This window comes from Trinickia dinghuensis (genome assembly GCF_003367175.1).
Lineage (GTDB): Bacteria > Pseudomonadota > Gammaproteobacteria > Burkholderiales > Burkholderiaceae > Trinickia > Trinickia dinghuensis.
On sequence record NZ_QRGA01000016.1, the window covers coordinates 32,478 to 56,487 of the forward strand.

25 protein-coding genes and 1 riboswitch are annotated in these 24,010 nt (G+C 66.3%); of the genes, 15 read left to right on the forward strand and 10 right to left on the reverse strand.

The genetic code is table 11. The features are described from left to right. Positions 1-4: 4 nt before the first annotated feature. Complete coding sequence (gene tolQ / locus DWV00_RS25115) at positions 5-682, reverse strand: protein TolQ (protein ID WP_115536340.1); 678 nt, start codon at positions 680-682, stop codon at positions 5-7. A gap of 154 nt (positions 683-836) precedes the next feature. Beyond that, the gene (gene ybgC, locus DWV00_RS25120) at positions 837-1,307 is read right to left on the reverse strand and encodes a tol-pal system-associated acyl-CoA thioesterase (protein ID WP_115536341.1); all 471 of its coding nucleotides are present in this window, start codon (positions 1,305-1,307) and stop codon (positions 837-839) included. Between the two features lie 98 nt (positions 1,308-1,405). Next, positions 1,406-1,505, forward strand: a riboswitch (ZMP/ZTP riboswitch). Between the two features lie 158 nt (positions 1,506-1,663). Here ybgC and glyA point away from each other — a divergent pair. The 7 genes from glyA to DWV00_RS25160 all read left to right on the forward strand — a co-directional run bounded on the left by glyA (position 1,664) and on the right by DWV00_RS25160 (position 6,491). Next, positions 1,664-2,911, forward strand: a complete 1,248-nt coding sequence (gene glyA, locus DWV00_RS25130) for a serine hydroxymethyltransferase (protein WP_115536342.1) — start codon at positions 1,664-1,666, stop codon at positions 2,909-2,911. 6 nt (positions 2,912-2,917) lie between these two features. Then, entirely contained in the window at positions 2,918-3,397 is a 480-nt protein-coding gene (gene nrdR / locus DWV00_RS25135; RefSeq protein WP_115536343.1) for a transcriptional regulator NrdR, read from the forward strand. A gap of 148 nt (positions 3,398-3,545) precedes the next feature. Continuing rightward, the gene (locus DWV00_RS25140; protein WP_115536344.1) at positions 3,546-4,121 is read left to right on the forward strand and encodes a GspH/FimT family protein; all 576 of its coding nucleotides are present in this window, start codon (positions 3,546-3,548) and stop codon (positions 4,119-4,121) included. Continuing rightward, positions 4,118-4,570 (forward strand): type IV pilus modification PilV family protein, encoded by a 453-nt coding sequence (locus DWV00_RS25145; RefSeq protein WP_115536345.1) that lies wholly within the window; start codon positions 4,118-4,120, stop codon positions 4,568-4,570. Before DWV00_RS25140 ends, DWV00_RS25145 begins: the two co-directional genes overlap by 4 nt. Next, complete coding sequence (locus DWV00_RS25150; protein ID WP_115536346.1) at positions 4,567-5,403, forward strand: PilW family protein; 837 nt, start codon at positions 4,567-4,569, stop codon at positions 5,401-5,403. Before DWV00_RS25145 ends, DWV00_RS25150 begins: the two co-directional genes overlap by 4 nt. After that, the gene (locus DWV00_RS25155) at positions 5,400-6,011 is read left to right on the forward strand and encodes a pilus assembly PilX family protein (RefSeq protein ID WP_147297973.1); all 612 of its coding nucleotides are present in this window, start codon (positions 5,400-5,402) and stop codon (positions 6,009-6,011) included. Before DWV00_RS25150 ends, DWV00_RS25155 begins: the two co-directional genes overlap by 4 nt. An 18-nt stretch (positions 6,012-6,029) precedes the next feature. Continuing rightward, on the forward strand, positions 6,030-6,491 hold the full coding sequence (locus DWV00_RS25160) for a type IV pilin protein (protein ID WP_281272667.1): 462 nt from the start codon (positions 6,030-6,032) through the stop codon (positions 6,489-6,491). A 78-nt stretch (positions 6,492-6,569) separates the two neighbouring features. Here the strand turns inward: DWV00_RS25160 and DWV00_RS25165 are convergent, their stop codons facing one another. From DWV00_RS25165 to DWV00_RS25180, 4 genes are all read right to left on the reverse strand, one after another. Further along, positions 6,570-7,034: a DUF3318 domain-containing protein gene (locus DWV00_RS25165; protein WP_115536349.1), complete on the reverse strand. Its 465-nt coding sequence runs from the start codon at positions 7,032-7,034 to the stop codon at positions 6,570-6,572. Positions 7,035-7,165: 131 nt separating this feature from the next. After that, entirely contained in the window at positions 7,166-7,555 is a 390-nt protein-coding gene (locus DWV00_RS25170) for a phage holin family protein (protein ID WP_115536350.1), read from the reverse strand. A gap of 151 nt (positions 7,556-7,706) precedes the next feature. Further along, positions 7,707-8,009 (reverse strand): ElaB/YgaM/YqjD family protein, encoded by a 303-nt coding sequence (locus DWV00_RS25175; protein ID WP_115536351.1) that lies wholly within the window; start codon positions 8,007-8,009, stop codon positions 7,707-7,709. A 240-nt stretch (positions 8,010-8,249) separates the two neighbouring features. Further along, complete coding sequence (locus DWV00_RS25180; RefSeq protein WP_115536352.1) at positions 8,250-9,065, reverse strand: EAL domain-containing protein; 816 nt, start codon at positions 9,063-9,065, stop codon at positions 8,250-8,252. 173 nt (positions 9,066-9,238) lie between these two features. Between DWV00_RS25180 and DWV00_RS25185 the strand changes: the two genes are divergently transcribed. The 3 genes from DWV00_RS25185 to fahA are packed head-to-tail and all read left to right on the forward strand — an operon-like array spanning position 9,239 to position 12,138. After that, positions 9,239-9,484, forward strand: a complete 246-nt coding sequence (locus DWV00_RS25185; protein ID WP_115536353.1) for a DUF2783 domain-containing protein — start codon at positions 9,239-9,241, stop codon at positions 9,482-9,484. 3 nt (positions 9,485-9,487) lie between these two features. Next, positions 9,488-10,828, forward strand: coding sequence for a homogentisate 1,2-dioxygenase (gene hmgA, locus DWV00_RS25190; protein ID WP_115536354.1), 1,341 nt, complete (start codon positions 9,488-9,490; stop codon positions 10,826-10,828). Beyond that, entirely contained in the window at positions 10,825-12,138 is a 1,314-nt protein-coding gene (gene fahA / locus DWV00_RS25195) for a fumarylacetoacetase (RefSeq protein WP_181885582.1), read from the forward strand. Before hmgA ends, fahA begins: the two co-directional genes overlap by 4 nt. Before the next feature lie 128 nt (positions 12,139-12,266). Here fahA and DWV00_RS25200 read toward each other — a convergent pair whose 3' ends face one another. Beyond that, positions 12,267-13,073 carry a crotonase/enoyl-CoA hydratase family protein gene (locus DWV00_RS25200; RefSeq protein ID WP_115536356.1) on the reverse strand — a complete coding sequence of 269 codons (807 nt, stop codon included), beginning with the start codon at positions 13,071-13,073 and terminating at the stop codon, positions 12,267-12,269. Between the two features lie 171 nt (positions 13,074-13,244). Between DWV00_RS25200 and DWV00_RS25205 the strand changes: the two genes are divergently transcribed. After that, positions 13,245-13,802 (forward strand): plasmid fertility inhibition factor family protein, encoded by a 558-nt coding sequence (locus tag DWV00_RS25205; RefSeq protein WP_115536357.1) that lies wholly within the window; start codon positions 13,245-13,247, stop codon positions 13,800-13,802. A gap of 265 nt (positions 13,803-14,067) precedes the next feature. Next, the gene (locus DWV00_RS25210) at positions 14,068-15,285 is read left to right on the forward strand and encodes a pyridoxal-phosphate-dependent aminotransferase family protein (protein WP_115536358.1); all 1,218 of its coding nucleotides are present in this window, start codon (positions 14,068-14,070) and stop codon (positions 15,283-15,285) included. 101 nt (positions 15,286-15,386) lie between these two features. Here the strand turns inward: DWV00_RS25210 and DWV00_RS25215 are convergent, their stop codons facing one another. The 3 genes from DWV00_RS25215 to DWV00_RS25225 all read right to left on the reverse strand — a co-directional run bounded on the left by DWV00_RS25215 (position 15,387) and on the right by DWV00_RS25225 (position 18,968). Further along, positions 15,387-16,028, reverse strand: coding sequence for a hypothetical protein (locus DWV00_RS25215; RefSeq protein ID WP_245965032.1), 642 nt, complete (start codon positions 16,026-16,028; stop codon positions 15,387-15,389). A gap of 79 nt (positions 16,029-16,107) precedes the next feature. Beyond that, entirely contained in the window at positions 16,108-17,502 is a 1,395-nt protein-coding gene (locus tag DWV00_RS25220) for a selenium-binding family protein (RefSeq protein WP_115536359.1), read from the reverse strand. A 260-nt stretch (positions 17,503-17,762) separates the two neighbouring features. Beyond that, entirely contained in the window at positions 17,763-18,968 is a 1,206-nt protein-coding gene (locus tag DWV00_RS25225; RefSeq protein ID WP_115536360.1) for an MFS transporter, read from the reverse strand. 294 nt (positions 18,969-19,262) lie between these two features. Here DWV00_RS25225 and xdhA point away from each other — a divergent pair, with 294 nt between their 5' ends. The 3 genes from xdhA (at position 19,263) to xdhC (ending at position 23,861) form a co-directional block, all read left to right on the forward strand. Next, positions 19,263-20,822, forward strand: a complete 1,560-nt coding sequence (gene xdhA, locus DWV00_RS25230) for a xanthine dehydrogenase small subunit (RefSeq protein WP_115536361.1) — start codon at positions 19,263-19,265, stop codon at positions 20,820-20,822. A gap of 73 nt (positions 20,823-20,895) precedes the next feature. Next, positions 20,896-23,307 (forward strand): xanthine dehydrogenase molybdopterin binding subunit, encoded by a 2,412-nt coding sequence (xdhB, locus tag DWV00_RS25235; RefSeq protein WP_115536362.1) that lies wholly within the window; start codon positions 20,896-20,898, stop codon positions 23,305-23,307. Further along, positions 23,304-23,861 (forward strand): xanthine dehydrogenase accessory protein XdhC, encoded by a 558-nt coding sequence (gene xdhC, locus DWV00_RS25240; protein WP_115536363.1) that lies wholly within the window; start codon positions 23,304-23,306, stop codon positions 23,859-23,861. The genes xdhB and xdhC overlap by 4 nt, the downstream gene beginning before the upstream one ends. The last annotated feature ends 149 nt before the right edge of the window (positions 23,862-24,010 follow it).

The following is a 24,010-nucleotide window of genomic DNA, read 5'->3' on the forward strand; positions in this document are numbered from 1 at the left end:
CTCCTTAATGCGCCTGGCGCTGCAAGATGTTCGAGAACTCTTCGATGAACGTTTCGAAGCGGATCGCGAGGCGATCGATGTCGTGCGCGTAGCGGTTGTAGGCGACGACGGCCGGAATCGCGGCGAACAGGCCGATCGCGGTGGCCGTCAGCGCTTCGGCGATGCCGGGGGCGACGTTGGCGAGCGTGGCCTGCTGCACGTTCGCCAAACCGCGGAACGCGTTCATGATCCCCCAAACCGTGCCGAACAGGCCGATATAGGGGCTCACCGAGCCGACCGACGCGAGGAAGGCGAGATTGGCCTCGAGCACGTCCATTTCACGCTGGAAGGCGGCGCGCATCGCGCGGCGCGCACCGTCGAGGATCGCGCCCGGATCGTTGATCCGCCTTTCCTTGCCTTTCAAGAACTCGCGCATGCCCGACTCGAAGATCCGCTCGAGCCCGCCGATCGTGTGGCGGTTGTTCGCCGCGCTTTGATAGAGCGCCTGCAGATCGCCGCCCGACCAGAAATCGCGCTCGAATTGTTCAGTTTGCGCCCGCGCGCGCCGGATGGCAAACCACTTGCGGAAGATGAACGTCCACGACATCAGCGACAGCAGCAGCAGCAGCCCCATCACCGCTTGCGCGAGCACGCTCGCGTTGAGGACGAGGGTAATGATCGACAAATCTTGTGCGTTGTTCATAAAAAGTTTGGCTTTGCGTCAGAACGGCGAGGGTCGCTGCAAGCTGCGTAAAGGGTATTGGTAGGCCGCTTGAAAGCCTTGCCGCATCAAGGCGGAACCCCGTTTGGTATCGACCGGCACGATACTAGTTCATTGACGTAGTCCTCAACGGAAATCATGCGTTTGCCGTTGACACGCCCTCGATAAATGCTTGGGGATCGCGCCGCAGCGCATCGGAAACCGATGCGGGCAGGGCGACCGGCTTGAGCGTGGCAAGCTCGACGCAGCCGACGCGAATCTTGCCGACGGCGAGGATGTCTTCACCGCGCCGCGCTTCCTGGACGAACTCGACACTCGCTCGCCCCAGGCGCTCGATGCGGCTCGCGACCGTTAGCTGATCGTCAAGCCGCGCCGGCGCGCGGTACTGCACCGTCGTTTCGCTGACGATGAAGACGACACCGTTTTCCTCGGCGAGCTTGCGCTGATCGATCCCGCACGCCCGAAGCCATTCGGTGCGTGCGCGCTCGAAGAACTTCAGATAGTTCGCGAAAAAGACGATGCCGCCCGCATCGGTATCTTCGTAGTAGACGCGGATCGGCCAATCGAAGCTGAATTGCACGCCGCGATGGCTGGTAGGCTGGTTCATGGCCCGGCATTTTACCGGATGTGCGAGCTGGTATCGAAATTGCGTGGGCCGGCCCCGGCCAATTGCCTAATAGGTGCGCTTCACATACACTAACGCGCTCATCCCTGCGTGACTGGCGATAGAACCCTTCGGGGTCAAGGTGGAGCGACCCACCGTGAAGCGCAGGGTGCCGTTTTGCCGTTCGCCTGGGCAGCCGAGTGATGGTGCGCCGCGTTTGCGCCGCCAGCGGTTGCCTCGCCCGCGTAACGGAATCTTCCGCCACGTCCGGGCTGGCCTGCCGCCAGCCGCGCAAGCGTACGTCCGGTACGTATCCCGCGCACGATTCGGCCAACCTGTTCACCCTTAACGGAACGCGTATGTTTGACAGAGCCCAAAGCACCATCGCCAACGTCGATCCTGAGATCTGGAACGCCATCCAGCAGGAAAACCACCGTCAAGAAGAGCACATCGAGCTCATCGCGTCGGAAAACTACACGAGCCCGGCCGTGATGGCCGCGCAGGGCTCGCAATTGACGAACAAGTATGCCGAGGGCTATCCCGGCAAGCGCTATTACGGCGGCTGCGAATACGTTGACGTGGTCGAGCAACTGGCAATCGACCGCGTGAAGGCGCTCTTCGGCGCCGAGGCCGCGAACGTGCAGCCGAACTCGGGATCGCAGGCGAACCAAGGCGTGTTCTTCGCGATGCTCAAGCCCGGCGATACCATCATGGGCATGAGCCTCGCCCATGGCGGCCACCTGACGCACGGCTCGCCCGTGAACATGTCGGGCAAGTGGTTCAACGTGGTCAGCTACGGCCTGAACGAAGCCGAAGACATCGATTACGACGCCGCGGAAAAGCTCGCGAACGAGCACAAGCCGAAGCTGATCGTGGCCGGCGCGTCGGCCTTCGCGCTGCGCATCGATTTCGAGCGCTTGGCGAAGATCGCCAAATCGGTCGGCGCTTATTTGATGGTCGACATGGCGCACTATGCCGGGCTCATCGCCGCGGGCGTGTACCCGAACCCGGTGCCGCACGCGGATTTCGTCACGACGACCACGCACAAGAGCCTGCGCGGCCCGCGCGGCGGCGTCATTCTGATGAAGGCCGAGTTCGAGAAGCCAATCAATTCGGCGATTTTCCCGGGCATTCAAGGCGGCCCGCTGATGCACGTGATCGCCGGCAAGGCGGTGGCGTTCAAGGAAGCGGGCTCGCCCGAGTTCAAGGCCTATCAGCAGGCGGTGGTCGAGAACGCGCGCGTGCTGGCCGAAACGCTGGTCAAGCGCGGCCTGCGCATCGTCTCGGGCCGCACCGAAAGCCACGTGATGCTCGTGGATCTGCGCGCCAAGAACATCACGGGCAAGGCCGCGGAAGCCGCGCTCGGGGCCGCGCACATCACGGTCAACAAGAACGCGATTCCGAACGACCCGGAAAAGCCGTTCGTGACGAGCGGTATCCGCCTGGGCTCGCCCGCGATGACGACGCGCGGCTTCGGCACGAAGGAAGCCGAGCAAGTGGGCAACCTGATCGCCGACGTGCTCGAGCACCCGGAAGACGCCGCGACGATCGAGCGCGTGCGCGCACAGGTGGCCGAGCTCACGAAGCGATTCCCCGTCTATCGCTGATCGGCCATGCGCTGCCCCTTCTGCCGGCATGAAGATACGCAAGTTGTCGACTCGCGCGTATCCGAAGACGGCGCCGCGATTCGGCGGCGCCGCCGCTGCCCAGCCTGCGACAAGCGTTTCACGACGTACGAGCGGGTTGAGCTGATGCTGCCGGCGGTGGTCAAGAAGGATGGCAGCCGCAGCGAGTTCGACCGCCGCAAGATCGCCGCGAGCATGCAGCTCGCGCTGCGCAAGCGCCCCGTCGCCGCCGAGGCGATCGACGCGGCGGTGGCTCGCATCGAATACCAGCTGCTCGGCAGCGGGGAGCGCGAAGTTCGCAGCGAGCGGCTTGGCGAACTCGTGATGAACGAGCTGCTTCAGCTCGACAAGATCGCCTACGTGCGTTTTGCTTCCGTGTACCGGCGCTTCGAAGACGTGTCCGAATTCGAGGACGTGATCGAGGAGTTTCGCCGGCCCAAGCAAGAGAAGACCACGCGCAAGCGCTGATTCCGTTTTCCGTTTCGCTCGCCTCGCCACGCTCGTTTTGCTCCCGCGGTTCACTCGATCGATGCGCCATTCGGCCGAACGGGCGATGGTGCGGCTCGCGTACTCCCGCTAGATTGGCGGCGTGCCGATCGAACGGGAGCGACGCAACATGCAAGACGGATTCGAACGCGGCCGCGCAGGCCGGCGTAGGCGATCGCGCTGTCGCGGGTTCTCGCTCGTCGAGCTGCTCGTCGTCACCGTGCTCGTGGCGTCCGCCGCGATGGCGGCCGCTCCCGTTTTTTCCGAATGGCACGCTCGCGATCGCGTCGACGGCGCGGCCAGAGCGCTGCTCGCCGGTCTCACGCTCGCACGCGGCGAGGCGATCGCCCGTGGAGCCCGCGTCGTCGTCTGCGCGGCCGACGGCGCGCCTCGCTGCGTGCCGTCGGGACATGCTTGCGCGCGCGGTGCGCTGGGCTGGTCCTGCGGGTGGGCGGTCGTCGTCGAACCCAGGCGCAATGGGCAAGCGCTGCGTATTCATCGGCGCCTCGCCGGTGTTTCGATCGCCACCGCGGCGGCCCGCGTCGAGTTCACGCCGCCGGCCGGGCAAGTGATCGGAGGCTTTCGCAAGTTCGAATTTTCGGTCGCGGGCCGCAGCGACGATCGGTTGCGCCGATGCGTGCGCATCGCGGCGGGAGGGCGTTCGCGGCTCGAGGCCGGCGGCTGCGGCAGGCGGGCCGGAGCATGAGCGTCATTCGCAAGAATGGGCACGCGTGCGCCGGGGCTTCGTTGCTGGAAGTCTTGATCGCCTTGTCCTTGCTTGCCGCCTCCGTGCTTGGCATGGCCGCGTCTCAATTGATGTCGCTGCGCGAGTCCGACGCGCGGACAAGCCACGCGCACGCTTCTTGGACGGCCTCATCCGTCGCTGAAGCGATGCGTTGGCCTGAACTGGCTTCGCCGGTCCTCGCGCGCCGGCGAGCGTATGTCGTGGCGGCGCTGCCCGGCGGGCGAATATCGGTTGTCGACGATGCGGGCGGGTCCGGCGCAGTGCTCGTGCAGTGGGCATCGGGCTCGGGCTCGGGCTCGGGCTCAGGCCCCTCGGAACAACGACAACCGGCGGATGCGGGTCTTTGCATGCGTGTCGATAGCCGTGCATCCGCGCGTTGCATCGCGATGCCCTTCGCGAGTGGCGAATGATAGGACGGCGCGCAACGGGCGGCCGCAACACGACCAGGCAGGCGGGGCACATGCTGCTCGAATGGCTGGTCGCGTCGGCGCTCGGGCTCGTCGTGCTGGCCGGCACGCTGACGCTCTATCGGGTGCAGCGCGAGTCGTTTGCCGGGGCGGCCGAGCGAGCGCGCATGCTCGAGGCGGGCGCGGCTGCGCTGATGCTCGTCGGGCAGCAGATCCAAATGGCGGGTTATGCGCCGCTCGATCAGCCGGCGCTGCGGGCGCGGGTCACGCCGGGCATCTTCGGCTGTCAGTCCGGGCGGCCCAAGGCGACCGAAACGGGCGGCGATCTCGCCTGTACGGCCCGCTCCTCGGATCGCCTGAACTCGGATGGGCTGATCGTGCGCTACGCCGACGACGCGGTCGCGACGTGGCATGGCGCATCCGGTGAGCCGACCGATTGTCTGGGGCAAGGCGTGGCGCGCCATGGCGAGCACGCCGTGATCGTCAATCGGTTCTATGTCGCGCAGCCCGAGCGACGCGACGAGCCCGAGCTGTATTGCGACGGCAGCGGCAATGCTGGGCACCCGCAGCCCGTCGTCGAGGGCATCGATCGCATCGAACTCAGTTACTGGCTGCGCGGAGCCGAACAGCCGATACGGGCACGCGCCCTCGCGCCGATGCAATGGGCCGACGTCGTGGCCGTCGATCTATGCGTCGTTGTGCTGGGAAGGGGAGCGTCCGGTGCACGCGGTTTCGTCGATTGCGGCGGAAATCGCGTATCGAGTTTGGACGGGCGCCGGAGGCTGTCCCTGTCGCGTCATTTGGTGCTGCGAAATCGACAGGAGCCGCCGCCGTGACGAATGTCCGAAGAAAGGCGCAAAGGCCGTGCGCGATCCGCCGCGGTAGGCGGGCGTGCCGGCTTGCCGCCGAAGCCGCCGGCCGCGCGGGCACTGGTGCCGGCACGGCGGCTCGGCATCGGCATCGAGGCGTCGCGTTGCCGAGCGCGCTGATGCTCGCATCGATGATGCTTACGACGTCGGCTGTCTGGCTCGAGGCGTCGATCGCGCACGGGCGTTACGACGCGAATGTGTACGACCATCTGCGCGCGACGCAAGCGGCGGACGCCGCATTGATCCTTTGCGAGCGCGACTTGCGCGCCGGCGTCGCGCCGGTGCTGCCCGCATCCCGGGGGGCGCCGGTGCAGTGGACGAAGGCCGAGACGTTCGACGGATCGTTGGCGTACACGCCCGTGCCGTCATGGCCCGGGTCGGCTCGTTCGCCGCAATGCGCGATCGAAGCGGCATTCGTCGAAGGAGAGTCCGATGCGCACGCGTATTGGATTACCGCACGCGGATTCGGCGCGGCCGAGTCGACTCAGGCGTGGCTTCAACTGACGATCGTGCGCGAGGCAGGCCGCGAGCGACGGGCATGGCGGCGCATCGTGGCGGCGCCGACGGCAAGCTGAACGAGAAAAGGGAAGGCCATGGAAGCAAGCGGATCGTCATCGTTATCGTCACCGTCACGTGGTTTCTCGATGCTCGAGGTCGTCTTGACACTCGCAATGGCGGCGGTCCTGGCCGCCTACGCCGTGCCGTCGTATCGTGCCTACGCGGCCCGCGGGCATCGGATCGATGCGGTCATTGCCCTGCATCGCGCCGCGCGATACATCGCCGCGAACGCGTTTGCTCCAGGATCGATGCCGGGTTTGGCGCCCGGTCTCGATCGTGTTCCGGAGCACGGGCGTGTCGTTTATCGGCTGGAACTATCGCCCGCCGCGGAGGCCAGCGGCGGTTACGAGTTGCGGGCGATGCCTGTCGACGGTGGCCCGATGCAAGGCGACGGATGCGGGACGTTCGTGCTCGACGGTCTAGGCATGCGCTCGAATCTGGGGCCGAGCGTTGACGGTGCAAGCGTCGAGCGATGCTGGTCGGGACGCGCTGCGTAAGAAGCGTGCGTAGGAAGCCCCGCCACGACACGCGGCAGCGATGCAATGCACGCCTGGGCGCGCCCCGGTGACCCTCCGCTATGACTCGTCGCTTGCCTCGTCCTGCTCCCGGTGTTCGTCCCGCTTGCGCGAAAAGTGGCTCCAGGCCTGCACCCCGGCCCAGGCGGCAGCGCCAATGGCTCCCCACTTGAGTACCGGTTTGGCGCCCGCGGCCACGGTCGCGCGCAACGGTTTGCCCAATGCGATCGACGCGAGCGAGCTGACGAGCGGATGCTGCAGCACCCAGTCGCTGATCGACGCGTTGACGCCGCGTCCGGAACGCTTGCCGCGCATGACGCCGAACCCGGGCACGAGCAGCTTGATCCAGCCGAAGTTGGCGAATTTTCGATGAAGCTCCATGCGCGCTTGCACGAACTCGGCACGTTCGACCTCCGCGCGCAGCAACAGCAGCTCCTTGCGGACCGCGCGCATCTGCGGGGTGCTCGCGTCCCGCACGGGGGAGCGCCTGCGGTGAGCCGAATTGGGCGAAGTGGATTCGTTCATAGTGGCGAGGGTTCGATGGGCCAAAAAGGAAAGGCCGGGAATCGAGGGGCGGGCATCGCGGCGAGCCGCACGGCGCCATGCGTCATGGGGCTGCCGCCTGGCGCCGGCACCTTGAGCGAGCAAGCCTGCGCTCACGGCTCGCGGAACATGTCGCGGTCCTTCTCGAATTCGTGCAACGTAGCTTCGAAGACGATCGGCGCCGCGCGCAAGCCGCTGCGCGCTCGGACCGCGCAGATCGCGGCGCCGATCGCGTAGACGGCCGTAATGCCGGCGAGCACCTGCAAGCGGTCGTTGTCCCAGAAGGCCACGGCGATCAGCGCGGTCAAACTGATGAGCGCCATCATCGCGAACATCACGGAGACGAGCCCAAGGAAAATCACGGCGAGGAACCGCTCTCGCTCCTCGGCCAGCTCGATGCCGATCAGCTCGAGACGCGCATGGAGCAGGGCGACCACCGATCCGATCATGCGGCGCAACGGCCCATGGCCGGCATGCTGCTGCGAATGCGTATCGTTTGACATGGATTGGCAATGGCAAAAAAGCATGCAATGCGACGGCCGGCCGTGGGAGCGGTGCGGGGCGGGGCGCTAAGATCCGCTGCCCGGCACCGGCCACGTCCGACAAAAACGCGCAAATAGGACGGACGCGGGCCGCCCTTCGCGCGCGAGGCGGTTACTTGCGGTTGATCAGCAGGCCGACGAGCACGCCGACGCCGGCCGCGATACCGATCGCCGTCCAAGGGCGTTCGTGAACGTAGTCGTCGGTGGCGCGCACGGCCTTCTTGCCTTTCTCGACGACGACCACCTGCACGTCCGCCGCTTTTTCCTTCGCTTGCTTCAATCGGGTCAGCGCGGTTTCGCGCAGTTCGGAGGCGCGTTCGCCCGTCGCGCTCGCGGCTTGCTTCAACAGATCCTCGGCGTCCGCGAGGACGTTTTTGATGTCGGACATTAATCTCTCCTTGTTGACTTCTGACATAAGAGCCCCCTTGTTTCTTCTACGCGAGCATCGTACCAAAGATAGGCCGGTCGGCGGCGCACCGCAGCAATTGGTTTGCTGCCGCGCACGAATTGTTCCTGTCCGCTAGCTTGCGGCAGGCGCGCGCCGTTACGGGAAAACGGGTGGGATGACGAATGGGAAGACGATCGGCCCGGGAGGCGGGCCGCGATGCGCAGGCGCGGCGAATTTACAACAAGGAGAGGGGCTGAGCGGGAGCGCTCAGCGCTCGACGCAAGCCTTCTTCGGTTCGAACAACGGGCCTTGAACGAAGCGCGCGCCGAATTGAGCCAGCGCGTCGAACTGCATTTCCGTCGCAACGCGATCGAAGATGAGCGGGATGCCGAGCCGGTTGGCGTAGGCGATCAGCGGCTTGGCCATCGCGTCGCGCAGCACCGCGCCGCCGTCGATCTTGATGAAGTCGAGCCGGGCCATGTCGGACACCGACAAGATGTGCCCCGCATTGGGTAGATTGCCCGCCACCTTGAAGCCGTAGCGCTGATAGCTGTTGGCAAGGTAGCCGAGAAACGTGCGGTGCGCGACGGCCGCGCTCGGCAGTTCGATGACCACGCGCCCCGGATTGAGCCCGAACGAGACCAGCACCGAGGAAAAGTGCTGCCCATGGTCGTACTTCACGCTCTTGAGCAGCCGCTCGTGAACCCGCAGGAACAGCATGCCGTGACGCTGGGCGCCGAAGAAGTTGATCGCGTGCAGCGTGCGCGCGAGGCGGTCCAGCGCGACGAGGTCGCGGTCGTCGTCCGCGGTGTCGAACGGATCGAACGCCACGCCGTCGGCACGCTCCGTCAGCGCTTGGAAGCCGAGTTCGTCGCCGAAGCGGTCGGCTTGCTCGGGCGAACTCCAGAGCGTCTGCATGCCGCTCATGCTCACGTCGAAAATCGGCTGATAAATACTTTGCAGCCGCACGTCCCGAAAGCGCGCAAAGGCACCCTCCTCGCGTTCGTCGAGCGATAGGTGCTCGCGCAAAGTGGGGTGGTCGGCGGCTCGCGCAACTAGCGCGGGAATGGTCGGCGGAATCATCGGGGAAATGGGGAACGCAGCGTCGATAGTACCAGGCTGCGCGTCATCGGCATCAGCCAAATACTTATATCGACAGTATCGGCAGTTGTTCCATCGGGGTTTACGTTGATTTAACTATACGTAATCCGTTTTACTATTCGTAAATCCGATTTTGACGGGGGGAGGGCTCGCCGATGGCTTCGCGCACGACACCCGGGCGCTTGCGGACCGATTCGCGGCTACCCGATCCCGATGCCTTCTACGAAGCGTTGATCGACATGCACCGCGGCCTCACCGAGGCCGCGAGCGCGCACGTCAACGCCAAGCTGATCCTGCTGCTCGCCAATCACATCGGCGATCTCGGCGTGTTGCGCGAGGCCATGGCATTGGCTCGGCAGGACGCGCCGGGCGCCACGTTTATCGATTCAACGGAGAACTAAGTCATGCAGGATGTCTCTCGCCGCGACACGGAGGCCGGCTATCAGTCGGGCTTCGCGAACGAATTCGCCACCGAGGCGCTGCCCGGGGCACTGCCCGCCGGCCGCAACTCGCCGCAGCGCGCGCCCTACGGGCTCTATGCCGAGCAGCTCTCGGGCACGGCCTTCACGGCGCCGCGCGCGCATAACCGCCGCACGTGGCTCTATCGGATCCGGCCCGCGGCGGTGCACCGGCCGTTCGAGCCGTTCGAGGCGAGCAACGGGGCGGCGGCGCCGCGCCTCGTCGCCAACTTCGCCGAAACGCCACCCACGCCGCCGAACCAGCTGCGCTGGGATCCGCTGCCGATGCCGAGCGAGCCGACCGACTTCGTCGAGGGCCTCGTGACGATGGCCGGCAACGGCGCGGCCGAGGCGATGTCGGGCTGCGCGATTCATCTGTATGCCGCGAACCGGTCGATGCAGGACCGCTTTTTCTACAACGCCGACGGCGAACTTTTGATCGTGCCGCAGGAGGGGCGTTTGCTGATCGCGACGGAAATGGGCGTGCTCGACGTCGAGCCGTCCGAAATCGCCGTGGTGCCGCGTGGCGTTCGCTTCGCCGTCACGCTCGTGGACGGCCGCGCGCGCGGCTACGTTTGCGAGAACTTCGGCGCGCTGTTGCGTTTGCCCGATCTCGGGCCGATCGGCTCGAACGGCCTTGCCAATCCGCGCGATTTCCTGACGCCGCATGCGGCCTACGAGGATCGCGAGGGCGCGTTCGAACTCGTCGCGAAACTGAATGGACGCTTGTGGCGAGCCGACATCGGCCATTCGCCGCTCGACGTGGTTGCGTGGCACGGCAACTATGCGCCGTACAAGTACGATCTGCGCCGCTTCAACACGATCGGCTCGATCAGCTTCGACCATCCCGATCCGTCGATCTTCCTCGTGCTGCAAGCGCCGAGCGACACGCCGGGCGTCGACACGCTCGACTTCGTCATCTTCCCGCCGCGCTGGCTCGCCGGCGAGGATACGTTCCGCCCGCCCTGGTTCCACCGCAACGTCGCGAGCGAATTCATGGGGCTCGTGCATGGGGTCTACGACGCCAAGGCTGAGGGCTTCGTGCCGGGCGGCGCGAGTCTGCACAACTGCATGTCGGGCCACGGCCCCGACGCCGGCACGTTCGAGAAAGCCTCGAACGCCGATACATCCAAGCCGCAAAAAGTAGGCGACACGCTCGCGTTCATGTTCGAGACGCGCACGCTGCTCAAGCCGACGCGATTCGCGCTCGACAGCGCGCAATTGCAGGCGAACTACTTCGAGTGCTGGCAGGGACTGAAAAAGCATTTCAACGCGGAGCGGCAATGAGCATGACGAACGATTTTTCGAAGGAACTCGCGGCGGCGAGCGATCCTGCCAAGCGCAGCTGGCTCGCATCGGCGAATGAGCCGCGATGCGACTTCTCGATTCAGAACTTGCCGTTCGGCATCTTCAGCGATGCGCGCGATGCGGCGCCGCGCGCGGGCGTGGCGATCGGCGATGCGATCGTCGATCTAGCCGCCTTGCGGTCGGCGGGCCATCTTTCGCTCGATGCCGATGAAGACGTTTTCGCCCGTCCGTCGCTCAACGCGTTCATTGCGCTGGGCCGCGGTGCCTGGCGCGGCGTGCGCGTTCAGCTGAGCGCGCTCCTCGATGCCGCCTGCCCCACGCTGCGCGACGATGCGGCTTTGCGCGAGCGCGTGCTCGTGCCGATGCAAGGCGCGACGATGCATCTGCCCGTCGATATTCCCGGCTATACCGATTTCTACTCGTCGAAGGAACACGCGACGAACGTCGGCTCGATGTTTCGGGATCCTAAGAATGCGCTGCTGCCGAATTGGTCGGAGATGCCGATCGGCTACAACGGCCGCGCGTCGTCGGTCGTCGTCAGCGGCACGAACGTGCGCCGGCCGATGGGGCAGTTGAAGCTGCCCGATCAGGACCGCCCGGTCTACGGCGCATGCCGCAAGCTCGACATCGAACTCGAGACGGGCTTCATCGTCGGAAACGGCAACGCGCTCGGCGAACCGATCGCCTGCGGCGAGGCGGAGGACCGGATCTTCGGCATGGTGCTGCTCAACGATTGGAGCGCACGCGACATCCAGCAGTGGGAGTACGTGCCGCTCGGTCCGTTCAATGCGAAGACGTTCGCGACGACGATCTCGCCGTGGATCGTGACGCTCGACGCGCTCGAGCCGTTCCGCGTCGCGCAGCCCGAGCAGACGCCGGAGCCGCTGCCCTATCTGCGGCACGCCGGGGCGCACGCGTTCGACGTCGCGCTCGAGGTGCTGCTTCGGCCCGAAGGCGCCGGAAAGGCAACGACGATCTCACGCACGAACTTCAAGCACATGTACTGGACGATGGCGCAGCAACTCGCGCATCACACGGTCTCGGGCTGCAACACGCGCGTGGGTGATCTGATGGGCTCGGGGACGATCAGCGGGCCGACGACCGATTCGTTCGGCTCGCTGCTCGAACTCACGTGGAACGGCACGCGGCCGCTCGAGTTGGAAAGCGGCGGCACGCGTACCTTCATCGCCGACGGCGACGAGCTGACGCTCGCGGGATGGTGCCAGGGCGAGGGCTATCGCGTCGGCTTTGGCGCCTGCGTCGGGAAGATTTTGCCCGCTCGCGGTTAAGCGGGGATTCGGCGGGGATTCGGCGGGGATTCGGCGGGGATTCGGCGGGGATTCGGCGGCGATAAGACGTCGATTCGGCGCGGGTTTAGCGGCGCTCTGGCGGCTGCTAAGCCGCGGTCAAGCCGTGGTTACTTAGTCTCGTCCGCCGGGTTGCCGTGGCGCCCGGCACCGGCGGCGAAGCGCGCCGCGCCCGCCACGCCTTCGTCGAACACGGCGCGATAGCCGCCGGCGCCTTCGCGGCGCAGCGCTTCGGCCAGATCGTCCAGCGCGCTGTGCTCGATGGCGGAGCGGCGATCGGCCAGCAGCGCCGCCTGCGGAAACGCGGCGAGCTGCGCCGCGAGCGCTTCGGCGGCTTCCCGCGCCGCCCCTTTCGGGACGACCCGGTTGGCCAGCCCGATCGCGAGCGCTTCCCGGGCATCCACGGCTCGCCCGGTCAAAATCAAGTCGAGCGCGCGGGAAAGGCCAATCAAGCGGGGCACCCGAATCGTTCCGCCGTCGATGAGCGGCACGCCGAACCGGCGGCAAAACACGCCGAGCACCGCATCTTCTTCCACCACGCGCAGGTCGCACATCGCCGCGAGTTCGAGCCCGCCCGCGACGGCGTGGCCCGCGATCGCCGCGACGACGGGCTTGGACAGCATCATGCGCGTCGGCCCCATCGGGCCCGGGCCGCTGCCGTCGGGGCGCACCTCGTTGCGGCGCGCGTCGTCGTCCAAGGCCGTCAAATCGGCTCCCGCGCAGAACGTGCCGCCCGCGCCGAACAACACGCCCGCGCGCCATGCCGGCTCGCCTTCGAACCGCGCGAACGCGCCGGCCAGCGCCGAGGCGGTCGGCGCATCGACGGCGTTCCTGCAGGCGGGCCGATCCAGCACGATCGTTGCAATACCGTTGGCGGATGGCTCGATCCGAACATGCGGCCCAAAGCGCTCTTGCATCTTTCGTCTCTCTGTGTAGGACAGAACGCGTACAAAAGCTCAGACGAATTTGTCATATTCGTCACGATTCTGTCACGATCGGCAGATAATCTTCTGCACTTTCCTCGGCGATATGAACGCCGATGAGCCCGGCGCAACGGCACCGGGGATTCCAACAATCATACGTTCGTCATGTCCACATCCGCATCGATCCATGCGGTAGCTCTCGCACCTTCGGCCGGTCCCGGCTCGATTTGGCTCGTCCCGCTTCCTCTTCATTCCCACTACGACCACGTGCGCCTGAAACGCGTCTTCGAGGACGACCAGAGCCGCCACCGCGTAGTCGTCGTCGATGCGCGCAAGCTGCTCGAGTGCGCCGATCGCGACGATACCGACTACGTGCTGCCGCCCGTCGGCAATTGGCACAGCGGCAAGGTCAAAGGGATTCGGGATTTTCTCGATCCCGAGAACGAGCGTATTCCCGCCATGCCTTACGTGACGGTCGATACACGGCGCGCGCGCGGCCTGCTCGGTTGGTTCGGGTTCCACCGCGAAGGCGTCGTCGCGTTCCGCAACGGGCAGCACCGGGCACGCTATCTGGCCCATATGGGCGCTGTCGCGTTTCCGGTCGAAGTGCATGAGCGCGAGGCGGATCGGCTCACGAGCTTGTGCGGATATGTTGCGCCGCCCGCTCCGATCGTCGACGGTGCGTCGGCGCGGCCGCCGGAATCGCCGGCATCGGTTGCGTGACGGGCTTGGGCTAGGTCGCTCGCACGCAGCGGCTTAAGCGCGCCGTCCGAAGTGGGCGGGGGCGGCCGGCATGGACCCGCTCCGGCCGACCGGCACCGCGTTCGGTCGAAAATACTTGCGGGCGGTCGGAAATGGGGCAATGATCGTCCTTCCCTTCGCCGCATCGCACCAATTCGAGCCTCCTCGATAGCACGAGCGCCCGAATGCTGAACGCGTAGCGCGGCGAGGCGGAAACCCTTCCCTCGAACCGCCTTCAAGCGTAGCCATGCCGACCACCGAGCCTTCCATCCCTTGCCCCGACGTCGTGTCGCTCGACGCGATCCTCCCCGAAGAACCGCTGTTGATGATGGGCGCCGGCCCGGTGCCGATTCCGGCCGCCGTCGCCAAGGCGAACGCGATCGTCATCAATCACCTCGGGGCGACGATGTCGAAGGTGATCGGGCAAGTGAAGGAGATGGCGCGCTACGTTTTCCAAACGCGCTCGAAATGGGTCTTGGGCGTGGCCGGCCCCGGCTCGGCGGCGATGGAGATGGCGATCTCGAACCTCGCTTGGTCCGGCACGCGCGTGCTCTCGATCAAGAACGGCTTTTTCAGCGCGCGCATGGCCGAGATGGCCAAGCGCTGCGGCGCGCACGTGGCGATGCTCGACGTCGCCGACGGTGCCGTGGCGAGTCTGGCCGATGTCGAACGGGCCCTTGCCCGCGAACGGCCCGAGATCGTCACGATCGTTCAAGGCGAGACGTCGAATACCGTCTGGAATCATCAGCTCAAGGAGATCGCGGCGCTGGCGAGGGCCGCCGGCGCGCTCGTGGTCGTCGACGCCGTCTGCACGCTGAGCACGATGCCGCTCGAGATGGATGCTTGGGGCATCGACGCCGTCATCACGGGCGGGCAGAAAGGGTTGTCGTCGATTCCGGGTGTCTCGCTGATCGCGTTTTCGGACGCGGCCTGGGAGCGCATGAAGACGCGCGCGCAACCCAACGCCCACTGGTGCCTCGACGCGTCGCTTGCAGAAAACTTCTGGCACAACGCCGGCTATCACTACACGGCACCTGTCTCGGGCGTGCTCGCGCTGCACGAGGCGCTGCGGCTCGTGTGCGCCGAGACGCTCGAAAAGCGTTTCGCGCGCCACCTCAAGTGCTCGTTGGCGCTGCAGGCGGGGGTCTCGGCGATGGGGCTCGCGCTCTTCGCCCCCGAGCCGTGCCGGCTGAACTCGGTCGTCGGCATTTCGACGCCGGCGGGGTTGAGCCCGGCCGACGTCTGCGGCCATATCTCGAGCCAGCATCAAGTCGAAATCTCGGGGTCGTTCGGGCTGCCGATCGTGCGCATCGGACAGATGGGCGAGCAGTGCCGCGAACACAACCTGTTTCGCACGCTGCATGCGCTCGGCCGCACGATGGTCGAACTCGGCGCACGCGTCGATTTGCCGGCGGGCGTGGCGGCGCTCGAACAGTCGTTGTCGGAAAACGCGCGCGGGCGTTGACGTTGAATAGGGCGGCGGGCCTCGGCGCTCGCCGCGAACGTGCGGCTACGCGGGCGCGTTGGCGCTCTTGCTCGTGTTCGTGTCCGTGCTCACGCTCGCCCTCATGCAAGCGCCAGCAGCGCCGCGCCCGTTAGCGCGAGCGCGCCCGACCAGATCCAGTCGAAATTGATCCAGCCTCGCCGGAGCATGCTCAGGCCGAGGTACTCGTAGGCGGCGAACGCGATCGCCGCGCTCGTGGCCGATGCCACGAGCGTGTGCACGACCGTGACGAGCGCGGCCGGGCCGAGCGTGCCGGCCAGGCCCGCCTTGGCCGCGGCGCCGCAGATCGGCATCAGCGCGGGCACGAGCATGAGCCCCGCGCCATGAACGGTGGCCGTGGCCGCCGACCACAGCGCGAGCCCAGCCGCGCCGGCCGTCATGCCCACGCGGACGCGATGCCGATGACCGTAGCGCAGGTGATAGGCGGCCCATCCGAGCAGGACGACGCCGGCGCCGATCTTCAGCGACGCCGCGTGCAGCGCGAGCCCGAGCACGAGCGCCGACGAGGTGACGGCGAAGATCGACACAGCATGGCCGAGCGCGAGCGGCGGCAAGGCCGCGGCCAGCGCCTTGCGGTTTCCGCGCTGCAATCCGAGCGCCGTGGCGAACAGCCAGCCCATCGCGGGATTGACGCCGTGAAACACGCCGCTGCCCACTACGGCGAGCCAACCCATCGCGGCGTCCGCGTGCGGGGCCAAAATCATCGCCGCGACTCGGCGGCAGCCATCGCCCTCATCGTCTGCGCGGCGGCTTGCTCTGCGCTTGCGGGTCGCATCGGCGTGCTCACGGATAGCAGTAGGAATCGGACGAGGCGTCGCCGCCTTCGAGCCTGATCTGATGCGGCCGATGCGTGTCCGGCCATTCCAGATAGAACTCGCGGTCGAACGCGAGCCCGCCGCCTTCGGGCGCGTCGAGCTTGACCATCCAGCCGTCGATGCCGTCGGGGTAGAACTGCTCGTCGATGGCGCCGTACAGCGAGTTCGTGAAATAGACGCGGCGGCCGTCGCGGCTCACCTCGACCATCTGCGGCCCGCCGTTCAACGGCCGATTCCCGCTGCTCGGATGCGGCGCGCGCCCGGCAATGCCGCCGATTCTCACCGAGCCGACGAGTTCGGGGTGGTGCGGATCGGAAACGTCGTAGCGGCGCATCTCGCCCGTGCCCCAGCAGGCGACGTAAAGGAAGCGGTCGTCGAGCGAGAGCGCGATGTCGGTCACGAGCGGCGGCACGGCGCTGAAGCGTTTGAGCATCGGCGGCAGCAGCGCCGGATCGGCGGGTTCGGCCGGAATTTCGATGACCTTGCGGGCCGCCCAGCGATCGCCGTCGCGATACCAGGTCCAGATCGACGCCGAGAGGTCCTTCAAGCTGATGACGGAATTGACGAAGCCGTGCGCCTTGGTGGGATCGTGCGCGGGGCGCAGTTCGAAGACGAGCTGGTTTTCCTCGCCGAAGTCGATCGTCTGCTTGTGCTTGCGCGTGTTCAAATCCCAGAAGTGCAGCCGATGGCCGTACTGGCCGCCCAGCAGGATTTCCGGCACGAGGCCGTTCTCGAACGTGGCGGGCAGCCCCCATTCGCTCGAGACGAGCGTGTCGAAGCCCAGATGCCACCAGGCGTCGTAGGCGAGCTGCTGCGGGCCGCGGTCGATCTCCCATTGGCCACGGATGTCGAACGTGTCGTGATCCATCAGGAAGATGCCGCCCGGGGCGTCGCCTTCGGCATTCGCAAGCGAGACGACGAAGATCCCTTGCGGGCCGCAATGGACCGTATGCGGGCGCGTGTAGCCGGAGCGGCGCGCCACTTCGTCGGGTTCGAGCACACGCACGATGCGCGGCCGGCGCAGATCGGGTTTCGTATCGAGCACGTGAATGCGCGAGCTGCGCAAGCCCGGCACGATCAGATAGCGGCGCTCCGAGTGCGGATGCGGTGCATTAGGACAAAGATGCGAACTGCACGCGTTCCAGCCGAAATGATGCAATTCGTCGCCGGTATTGGGCATGGCGACACGTTCCACGATTTTGCCGTAATCGGGTGAGCCGGGATCGAGATCGACGACGGCGATTTCGTCGGGAATGCGCCGCGCCGGATCGAAGCTGGCGACATAGGCCAGTGTCTCCTTCGGGGCCTGCGCGGCCAGGCGTGCGGAAGGGTAGAACGTCGGATCGGGTTTCCAGGACGACATGAGCCTCTTCCTCTTGTTACGGGACGAAGCAAATATCGTAGGATTCGGGCGATCAAAAAAGCAAGAAACGAAATGGAATAAGAATAAGAGAAAAGTGTAATGATTTTTTTACGCCATTTTCCCTATCGATTCTGGCGGTTGTTATTTGACGATCGGTATGAATCGGTATGAATTGGCTCGACAGACCAATTTGTATTTCGAATGAAGCAAAAACGTCGAAGGGCCGCGGCAGCCGCGCCGCGGTCCCGGTTCGCCGGCGCTTAGGCAGCTGCCGCGATGCCGCGCCCCGTATATCGCGCATGCAGCGCGAGCGAGAGCACCGCCCCCGCGGCCGCCGCGACCGCCGCGACGAAGAACACGGAGGGGTAGCCGAACGCGCCGGCCACGTAGCCCGCCAGCGGCCCCATGATGCCGAGCGAGAGATCGAAGAAGACCGAGTAGGCGGCCAGCGCCGCGCCGCGGCTGGCCGGCGGAACCAGCTCGACCGCTTCGACGCCAAGCGACGGAAACACGAGCGCGAAGCCGAAACCCGTCACGGCCGCGCCGATCAGCGCGGCGTGCGGCGCATTGGCGAGCCATAGCGTCACGAGGCCCGCGCATTCCAGCGAGAGCGAGACCAAGGCCACGCGAAAGCCCCCGTAGGTGCGAATGGCGTTGGAGAACAGCAGGCGGGCGGCGATGAAGAACGTGCCGAATAGGGTCAGGGCAAGCGCTGCGTGCGACCAGCCGCGTGCCTCGTAGTAAAGCGCGATGAACGTCGCGATCGAGCCGAAGCCGGCCGCGCCCAGCGCCAGCCCGACGCCGTGCGGCATCACGCGCATGAATACGCTGGCGTAGCCCATGCGTTCACCGTGAACGATCGGCACGGCTTGCATCCGGCGTGCGAACGCGTAGCCGAGCACACCGAGCCCGATCGTCACGGCCCCGAGGGCCCAGGGCCCGACCGCGTGGTCGAGCGTGGCACCGATAGGCGCGCCGATCGCCAAGCCGGCGTAGGTGGCGACGCCGTTCCACGAGATCACGCGGGCGTTTTGCGCGTTGCCGACCCGGCCGATGCCCCACAGGATCGCTCCCGTGCCGACGCAGCTTTCGCCGAAACCCAGCGCGAAGCGGCTGGCGACCAGCACCGCGAGGCTCAGGACCGGCCAGGCGTGGCACGCCACGGCCAGCGCGAGCAATGCGCCGCTCCCGCCGCAGGCGATGAGGCCGATCGCGACCGTGCGCTTCGGACCCAGCGTGTCGGAGAATCGTCCGGCGTACCCCCGCGAAAACAGCGTCGCGGCGTACTGCACGCTGACCGCCGCGCCGGCCAGCACGGAACCGAGGCCGAGCTGGCTTTGCACGAAACCGGGCAGCACGGGCAGCGGCAGGCCGATGATCAGGTAGCAGATGAACGTGAAGAAGACGATGGGGACGATTTGCGCCGTGGCGGCACGATCGGACAGGGCGGGAGAGGCGCAGGACATGGGCGGACGAAATAACGGTGCGGCGGCGATGGTAAGGGAAAACCAGACTTGAAGCCAGGCCGACTGTATGGCGTGAAGCGCAATTGTGCCATGGAACCGGTTTCCGTGCACTGCAACATCGTCAAAAGACGATGAAACAGGGGCAAAACAGCATGTCGACATATCGGTTCAAGAATATGAGCGGCATGCGATCCCACCTATGGGTTGTGCATATTGGTGGTGTTAATTTTCCATCGAACGACAAACACAAGTGACACGTGTCTTCCGTCTTCCGGTTTCCAGCTTTCCACGACCATGAGCCAATCGATCCGTTTCTATCATCGCAACGCCATCCGCGAAGTCAGCGATGTGCCCGTCACGCGTACGCTCCTGCAATACCTGCGCGAGGACGTGCACTGCACCGGCACCAAGGAGGGCTGTGCGGAAGGTGACTGCGGCGCCTGCACCGTCGTCGTCGCCGAGCCCGACGGGGCGGGCAGCCTGCGGTTTTCGGCTGTCAACGCCTGTATCCAGTTTTTGCCGACGCTCGACGGCAAGGCGCTGTTCACGGTCGAGGATCTGCGTCAGCCCGACGGTTCGCTGCACCCCGTGCAGCAGGCGATGGTCGACTGCCACGGTTCGCAGTGCGGCTTTTGCACGCCGGGCTTCATCATGTCGATGTGGGCGCTCTACCGCAAACATGGCGGCGAGGGTGCCGCGCCCGGCGAGCCGCCGGCTTGCGGCGGCGCGGGCGGCTGCGGTAGCGGGAGCGCCTGCGCGCCGTCGCGCACGGAAATCGCCGATGCGTTGACGGGCAATCTGTGCCGCTGCACGGGCTATCGTCCGATCATCGAGGCCGGCGAACGGATGTTTGAACTGCCGAGCCCGAAGGCGCCGATCGACATCCCGGCGCTGACGCGTACGTTGGCGACGATCCAGCGCGACGAGACGTTCCACTACGAAAACCGCGGCGACGCGTTCGACGCGCCGCGCACGGTCGAGGCGCTGGCCGCCCTCAGGGCTGAGAAGCCGGCCGCGCGCCTGCTCGCCGGCAGCACCGACGTCGGCCTGTGGGTGACCAAGCAGATGCGCGCGCTCGGCGACATCATTTATGTCGGCCGGGTCGCTGCGATGCAGCGCATCGAGACGTCGGCCGACTGGATCGAAATCGGCGCCGGCGTGACGGTCGAGCGCGCTTATGCCGAACTCGCCCGCCATTACCCCGAACTGACCGAAATGTGGAAGCGTTTCGCGTCGCTGCCGATCCGCAACGCGGGCACGCTCGGCGGCAACGTCGCGAACGGTTCGCCGATCGGCGATTCGATGCCGGGCCTGATCGCCCTGGGCGCGCACGTGATCCTGCGCGGCGTGGACGGCGAGCGCGAATTGGCGCTCGAAGACCTCTACCTCGCCTACCAGAAGAAGGACATGGCCGAGAACGAGTTCGTGGCCGCGCTGAAGGTGCCGACGCGCACCGGCGCGCGCGAGGCGCTGCGCTTCAAGACCTACAAGCTGTCCAAGCGCTTCGACTCCGACATCTCAGCCGTGTGCGCCGCGTTCTCGTACATCGCGGACGGCGACGAAATCCGCTCGCCGCGCATCGCGTTCGGCGGCATGGCCGCCACGCCGAAGCGCGCCTCGCACGCGGAAGCCGTGCTGGCCGACGCGACATGGCACGAAGCGACCGCGCAGGCGGCGATGAAAGCGCTCACGAAGGACTATGCGCCGCTGTCCGACATGCGCGCGACGAGCGACTATCGCCTGCAGACCGCGCAAAACCTGCTCTACCGCTTCTGGCTCGAGACGCGTCCGCACGATCCGTTGCCGCCCGAAGCCCTGAACGTGCGCCTGGTCGATCTCGACACGCCCGCCTGAGGCGAGCCGTCCGGCGCTGCCCGCCGGACGAATCGCGGAGAAGAGCCCAGAAAAGCCAGTAAGAGAGACAGCAATGAACAAGCAAGCCGAACCGTTTTTGACCGATCTCATCGAGAACGAGCGCGAGCGCGCGGCATTCCGCCAAGTGCACGTGTCGCGTCCGCACGAATCCGCGCACTTGCACGTGAGCGGGCGCGCCACCTACACCGACGACATTCCGGTTGTAGAAGGCACGCTGCACGCGGCGCTCGGCATGTCGCCGAAGGCGCACGCGAAAATCGTGTCGATGAACTTCGATGCCGTGCGCGCCACGCCCGGCGTCGTGGCGGTGTTCACGGCCGACGATATCCCCGGCGTCAACGAGTGCGGACCGATCATCCATGACGATCCGATTCTGGCCGAAGGCATCGTGCAATACGTCGGGCAGCCGATGTTCATCGTCGTTGCCACGTCGCACGACACGGCGCGCCTCGCCGCACGCCGCGCGCAGATCGAATTCGAAGAGCTGCCGGCCGTGCTGACGGCGCAGGCGGCGCGCGCGGCCAATCAATCCGTGCTGCCGCCGATGAAACTCGCGCGCGGCGAGCCCGCGGCGAAGATTGCGCGCGCCCCGCACCGCGACGGCGGCGAAATGCTGCTCGGCGGCCAGGAACAGTTCTACCTCGAAGGGCAGATCTCCTACGCGGTGCCGAAGGACGACGACGGCATGCACATCTGGTGTTCGACGCAGCACCCGTCCGAGATGCAGCACCTCGTTGCCCACGCGCTCGGCGTCCATTCGCACAACGTGCTGATCGAATGCCGGCGCATGGGCGGCGGTTTCGGCGGCAAGGAGTCGCAATCGGGGCTGTTCGCCTGCTGCGCGGCGATCGCCGCTTGGAAACTGCTGTGCCCGATCAAGCTGCGTCCGGACCGCGACGACGACATGATGATCACGGGCAAGCGCCACGATTTTCATTTCAAGTACGACGTCGGCTACAGCGACGACGGCATCATCGACGGTGTCGCCGTCGACATGACGTCGCGCTGCGGCTTCTCGGCCGATTTGTCCGGCCCCGTGATGACGCGTGCGGTTTGCCATTTCGACAACGCTTACTGGCTGCCCAACATCGACATCGCGGGCTTCTGCGGCAAGACGAACACGCAGTCGAACACCGCGTTCCGCGGCTTCGGCGGCCCGCAAGGCGCGTTCGCGATCGAATACATCATGGACAACGTCGCGCGGTCGCTGAAGCTCGATCCGCTCGAAGTGCGCCGCCGCAATTTCTACGGCAAGACCGAACGCAATGTCACGCCGTACGGACAGACGGTCGAGGACAACGTCATCCACGAGCTCGTCGAGGAACTCGTCCGGACGAGCGACTATCACCGCCGCCGCGAGGCCGCGCGCGCGTTCAATGCAACGAGCCCGATCCTGAAGAAGGGCATCGCGATCACGCCCGTGAAGTTCGGCATCGCGTTCAACGTCGCCCACTTCAACCAGGCCGGCTCGCTCGTGCACATCTACACGGACGGCTCGGTGCTCGTGAATCACGGCGGCACCGAGATGGGCCAGGGTCTCAACACGAAGGTCGCGCAGGTCGTCGCGCACGAACTCGGCATCAGCTTCGGACGCGTGCGCGTGACGGCGACCGATACGAGCAAGGTGGCCAATACGTCGGCCACGGCCGCTTCGACGGGCTCCGACCTGAACGGCAAGGCGGCGCAGGACGCGGCGCGCCAACTGCGCGAGCGGCTGTCCAAGTTCGCGGCCGACACCTTCGGCGAGGGCAAGGTGCAGCCTAGCGAGGTCATGTTCGAAAGCGACACGATCTACGTCGGCGAGCGCGCCCTCACGTTCGAGGAAGTCATTGCCAAGGCCTACGTCGCACGCGTGCAGTTGTGGTCGGACGGCTTCTATGCAACCCCGAAGATCTACTGGGATCAGTCGAAGCTGCAGGGCCGGCCGTTCTACTACTACTCGTACGGCGCCGCTGTGTCGGAAGTGGTGATCGATTCGCTCACGGGCGAAATGCGCGTGGTGCGCGCCGATGCGCTGCACGACGTCGGCGACTCCCTGAACCCGGCGCTCGACGTCGGGCAGGTGGAAGGCGGCTTCATCCAAGGCATGGGCTGGCTCACGACCGAGGAACTCTGGTGGAACGCGGGCGGCAAGCTCATGACGCACGCGCCCTCGACCTACAAGATTCCGACCGTCAACGATTGCCCGCCCGATCTGCAAGTGCGGCTGTTCAAGAACCGCAACGCCGAGGACAGCATCCACCGCTCGAAAGCCGTCGGCGAGCCGCCGCTCTTGCTGCCGTTCTCGGTGTTCTTCGCGATCCGCGACGCGGTCGCGGCCGTGGGCGACTACGAGGTCAACCCGCCGCTGAACGCGCCGGCCACCGCCGAAGAGATTTTGAAGGCGGTCTCCGCCGTGCGCGCTGCCCGGGCGGGCGTTCAGCAAACCGCCGGTGTCGAGGCGATCGCCGAGGCCGCGAAATGACTGGGTGCTCGTTCGTGCCGAGCCGAACCGGGGCGCCGCTGCACGTCGTGCTGTTCGGCGCGGGGCACGTCGGCCATGCCCTCGTGACGCTGTTCGGCACGCTGCCGTGCGTGGTGGAGTGGGTCGACGCGCGCGACGAGTGCTTTCCCGACGAAGTCCCGGCCAACGTGCAGATCGAAGCCACCGATACGCCCGAGGCCGTGATCGACGCCGCCCCTGCCGGTGCGTGCTTCCTCGTCATGACGCACAATCATGCGCTCGACTTCTCGCTGGCCGCGCATATCATGCGGCGCAAGGATTTTGCCTATTTCGGCATGATCGGCTCGAAAACCAAGCGCGTGAAGTTCGAGCGCCGCTTGATCGAGCGCGGCGTCGAACGCGAGCGGATGCCCGAGATGGTCTGCCCGATCGGCGTGCCGGGCATCGTCGACAAGGCGCCGTCCTCGATCGCCGTCTCCGTCTGTGCTCAGCTGATGCAAGTCCGCGCGCATGTGACGAGCATGGCGGCTTCGGCCGCCGGAACCGTCCAGGCGTTCGCGCCGGCGCATTCCTAGCCGGTACAGCCGCACTTCGGCCATCCGCCCGGCGGCGGCTCGCCCGAGCACCGCGCCGCCGCTTTTAGGCGGTGCAAGCCTTCGTGTCTAGCCGTGCCGCTCTCCGGTCATGTGCCGGCGCGGCATTCCCGGCGATCCGTCCCCACTGA